The following is a 4,015-nucleotide window of genomic DNA, read 5'->3' as shown; positions in this document are numbered from 1 at the left end:
AAAAGCAACTTTTTTGGAATGATTTGAGAAAAACAAACTAAGTTGTTTTGTTGTGTTATAACATGGAAAAGTATACTGAGAAAAAACAAAGAAATCAAGTATTTCAAAACTTTATTAAACGACATATTGGAGAAAATCAAATGGATTTGGTGGAAAATTGTAATACGTTCTTGTCTTTTGTAACCAATCGAAGAATGGATAAAAAGAAATTATATAAATCTAATCCATGTAAAAATCGTTTTTGTCCGATGTGTGCATGGCGAAAAGCGAGAAAAGATGCATTAGGTTTGTCATTGATGATGCAGCATATTAAGCAAACAGAAGATAAGCAATTCATTTTTCTAACACTTACGACGCCAAACGTAACAAGTGAGGATTTAGAAAACGAAATAAAAATTTATAATAAGTCTTTTAAGAAAATGTTTGAACGTAAAAAAGTAAAAACAATTACAAAAGGTTATGTGAGAAAATTAGAAATAACTTATAACAAAAAGCGTGATGATTATAACCCACATTTTCACGTATTGATTGCCGTTAATAAATCATATTTTAAAGATACTAAAGCTTATATTAGTCAAAAAGAATGGCTAGAAATGTGGCGTGATGTCACAGGAAATTCTGAAATCACACAAGTACATATACAAAAAGTTAAGCAAAATAATAATAAAGAACTTTACGAAATGGCTAAATATTCTGGTAAGGATAATGACTATTTAATTAATCAAAAAGTGTTCGATGCATTTTATAAAGCGTTAAAAGGAAAACAAGTTCTTGTTTATTCTGGACTGTTTAAAGACGCAAGAAAGAAATTAAAAAATGGCGAATTAGATTACTTAAAAGAAGTTGATCCGACCGAATATATTTATCAAATTTTTTATACTTGGAATAAAAAAGAGTATTTAGCGAGTGAAATTTTTGATTTAACAGAGAGTGAAAAACAAGAAATTAATCATCAAATGATTGATGAAATTGAAGAAGAAAAATAAAAATAAATTTTCTTAAACGTTAGCAAAAAGCTAGCGTTTTTTTGTTGAAAATACGTTAAAAATGGCTGGGTACAAACTGGGTACAGACACAATATATAGGGGTACAACCGGGGTACAATCGCAATTTGTAGGGGTACAATCGGGGTACAAAAATAAAAAAGTGGTAGCAGATTGAAAATCTTGTATCCCTTGAAATGTCTGGCTTCGCCAGACCTACCATTCAAAATGGTAGCAAATTTCCCTTATGCTCTTACAAAGAATTTGGAGCCAATTCAAAATTTGGTGTTTTTTGAAAGAAATTGCCCCTGCAGGAACTAAAAAAGTTGATGAATTTTTGAGCCATTATATGCCAATTTTTAATTTGCATGTAGATGGGCAGTGTCTAAAAATTCGACACTGGTTTTGCTCAAATTTTTGTTTGTGAAATTAAAATATAATTATTTGGCTCTTATTTGCGTTTTAAGAGCCAATATAAGTTTTTGGGTATAAAACTATATGAATGACTCTAATTTTTCAAAATACCGCCTTAAAATTAAAAATAAAGGTATTCTGATTTGTAATAAATTAGAATATAAAAAAAGAGCCACCATTTAAAATTTAGGTAGCTCTTACTCACTTTTTGGATGATAAAAGTGGAAAAATAATTCGAGAAAAACAGAAAGGATATTTTAATTATAACACGGCATTTATGCCGAGAAAATTTATTGATGTTGAGAAGAACCCTTAACTAAACTTGTAGACGAATGTCGGTATAGCGTGAGCTATTAAACCGACCATTCGACAAGTTTTGGGATTGTTAAGGGTTCGGAGGCTCAACGTCAATAAAGCAATTGGAATAAAGCAACTTTGATTAATAACTTCTAACTTTTGGGGCTTTATAGTTTTTTATAAATTCTTCGATTTCTTGGAATGAATTTGAGAATAGTATTTTATCTCTATCTTCCTGAGTTAAAAACTCGTTTGAAACCATTTGATCGTAGAATTGTTCGATAAGTGAATAATAATTATTTGTATTGAAAAAAATACACGGGTTGTTGTTTTGACCAACTCTTGACCATGATACAACTTCAGTGATTTCTTCTAAAGTTCCAGGACCACCGGGAAGAGCTATACATACATCGCCTTTTTCTAAAATAACTTCTTTTCTTTCTGACATACTTTCCACGATTATTAGTTCGTCTAATTTGTCATGAGCTAACTCTCTTTGTTGTAAAAACGTAGGCATTACACCGATTGTTTTTCCGTTGTTATGTATTACAGTATTTGCGATTGTACCCATTAGTCCTGCATTTCCGCCACCAAATACTAAAGTATGATTATTTTTAGCTATCCATTCTCCTAATTGAATCGCACTATTTTCGTATTCTTTTTTGTTTCCTTTGCTCGCTCCACAATAGACGATAATATTCATTTGTTATTACTCCTTTTTTTATTTTTTATGTTATCAAAAATAGAAGTAATTTGGTTCTGTTGCAAAGTTAAAAATCATGTAATATTTATACTGAAAAACGAAAAATAATTAATACTAACAAAACTCTTTACTGTTAAAACAATATTTGCTTTTATAGTTTTGTATAGATGTGCATATAATTTTAACTTTGCAACAGAACCAAAATTATTTTATTAAAGAGTAGTTCAACAAACGGGCCAGTTTGTTGAAGATTAGATGCTATAATTGTTATTAAAAGGATTGAAGGATGCTTAGGAAGACGAGTTATTAATAGCTGAATAAGAACGGTGCTCTCCAAATATTCTTATTTAGAAAAGCAAATCTAAAATTATCTGAAAAGGGAATGAGAATAGTGAATGGACCAATAATAATGACTAGAGAAGAAAGAATGAAGATTGTTCATGAAATTAAGGAACGAATATTGGATAAATATGGGGATGATGTTAAGGCTATTGGTGTTTATGGCTCTCTTGGTCGTCAGACTGATGGGCCCTATTCGGATATTGAGATGATGTGTGTCATGTCAACAGAGGAAGCAGAGTTCAGCCATGAATGGACAACCGGTGAGTGGAAGGTGGAAGTGAATTTTGATAGCGAAGAGATTCTACTAGATTATGCATCTCAGGTGGAATCAGATTGGCCGCTTACACATGGTCAATTTTTCTCTATTTTGCCGATTTATGATTCAGGTGGATACTTAGAGAAAGTGTATCAAACTGCTAAATCGGTAGAAGCCCAAACGTTTCACGATGCGATTTGTGCCCTTATCGTAGAAGAGCTGTTTGAATATGCAGGCAAATGGCGTAATATTCGTGTGCAAGGACCGACAACATTTCTACCATCCTTGACTGTACAGGTAGCAATGGCAGGTGCCATGTTGATTGGTCTGCATCATCGCATCTGTTATACGACGAGCGCTTCGGTCTTAACTGAAGCAGTTAAGCAATCAGATCTTCCTTCAGGTTATGACCATCTGTGCCAGTTCGTAATGTCTGGTCAACTTTCCGACTCTGAGAAACTTCTGGAATCGCTAGAGAATTTCTGGAATGGGATTCAGGAGTGGACAGAACGACACGGATATATAGTGGATGTGTCAAAACGCATACCATTTTGAACGATGACCTCTAATAATTGTTAATCATGTTGGTTACGTATTTAATCTATGAAAGCACTAAGGAATTCCTTAAGGAACGTACAGACGGCTTAAAAGCCTTTAAAAACGTTTTTAAGGGGTTTGTAGACAAGGTAAAGGATAAAACAGCACAATTCCAAGAAAAACACGATTTAGAACCTAAAAAGAACGAATTTGAACTAACTCATAACCGAGAGGTAAAAAAAGAACGAAGTCGAGATCAGGGAATGAGTTTATAAAATAAAAAAAGCACCTGAAAAGGTGTCTTTTTTTGATGGTTTTGAACTTGTTCTTTCTTATCTTGATAATAAGGGTAACTATTTCGATTTGAAATAGTTACCCTTATTCCATTGATATGACTGGCTTCAAGCACAAAAAAAGTTGCCTTTTCCAGCATACTATTGTATCGTTTTAGGTGTCTAATCAAAAACGTAAATAGAAAGGAGA

3 protein-coding genes and 1 pseudogene are annotated in these 4,015 nt (G+C 32.5%); 3 read left to right on the top strand and 1 reads right to left on the bottom strand.

All coding sequences use genetic code 11. The features are described 5' to 3' along the window. Nucleotides 1-62 precede the first annotated feature (62 nt). Nucleotides 63-986, top strand: coding sequence for a protein rep (locus tag JX000_RS12075; protein ID WP_194375087.1), 924 nt, complete (start codon nucleotides 63-65; stop codon nucleotides 984-986). Nucleotides 987-1,836: 850 nt separating this feature from the next. Here the strand turns inward: JX000_RS12075 and JX000_RS12070 are convergent. Then, complete coding sequence (locus tag JX000_RS12070) at nucleotides 1,837-2,397, bottom strand: LOG family protein (protein WP_075111657.1); 561 nt, start codon at nucleotides 2,395-2,397, stop codon at nucleotides 1,837-1,839. Between the two features lie 391 nt (nucleotides 2,398-2,788). Between JX000_RS12070 and aadD1 the strand changes: the two genes are divergently transcribed. Together aadD1 and JX000_RS12060 are read left to right on the top strand one after the other, a co-directional pair. Next, nucleotides 2,789-3,550, top strand: a complete 762-nt coding sequence (gene aadD1 / locus JX000_RS12065) for an aminoglycoside O-nucleotidyltransferase ANT(4')-Ia (RefSeq protein WP_001014230.1) — start codon at nucleotides 2,789-2,791, stop codon at nucleotides 3,548-3,550. 41 nt (nucleotides 3,551-3,591) lie between these two features. Further along, nucleotides 3,592-3,807: pseudogene (locus tag JX000_RS12060) on the top strand (MobV family relaxase); the annotation flags it as partial. Between the last annotated feature and the right edge of the window lie 208 nt (nucleotides 3,808-4,015).

This window comes from Staphylococcus sp. SB1-57 (assembly GCF_017086425.1).
GTDB lineage: Bacteria > Bacillota > Bacilli > Staphylococcales > Staphylococcaceae > Staphylococcus > Staphylococcus warneri_A.
Note: the sequence above shows the minus strand (reverse complement) of the source record. Positions and strands in the feature narration are given on the sequence as shown.

Excerpts from the sequence above, each read along its gene's own strand:
- JX000_RS12070 (WP_075111657.1), bottom strand. The coding sequence starts at position 2,397 with ATGAATATTATCGTCTATTGTGGAGCGAGCAAAGGAAACAAAAAAGAA.
- JX000_RS12075 (WP_194375087.1), top strand. The coding sequence starts at position 63 with ATGGAAAAGTATACTGAGAAAAAACAAAGAAATCAAGTATTTCAAAAC.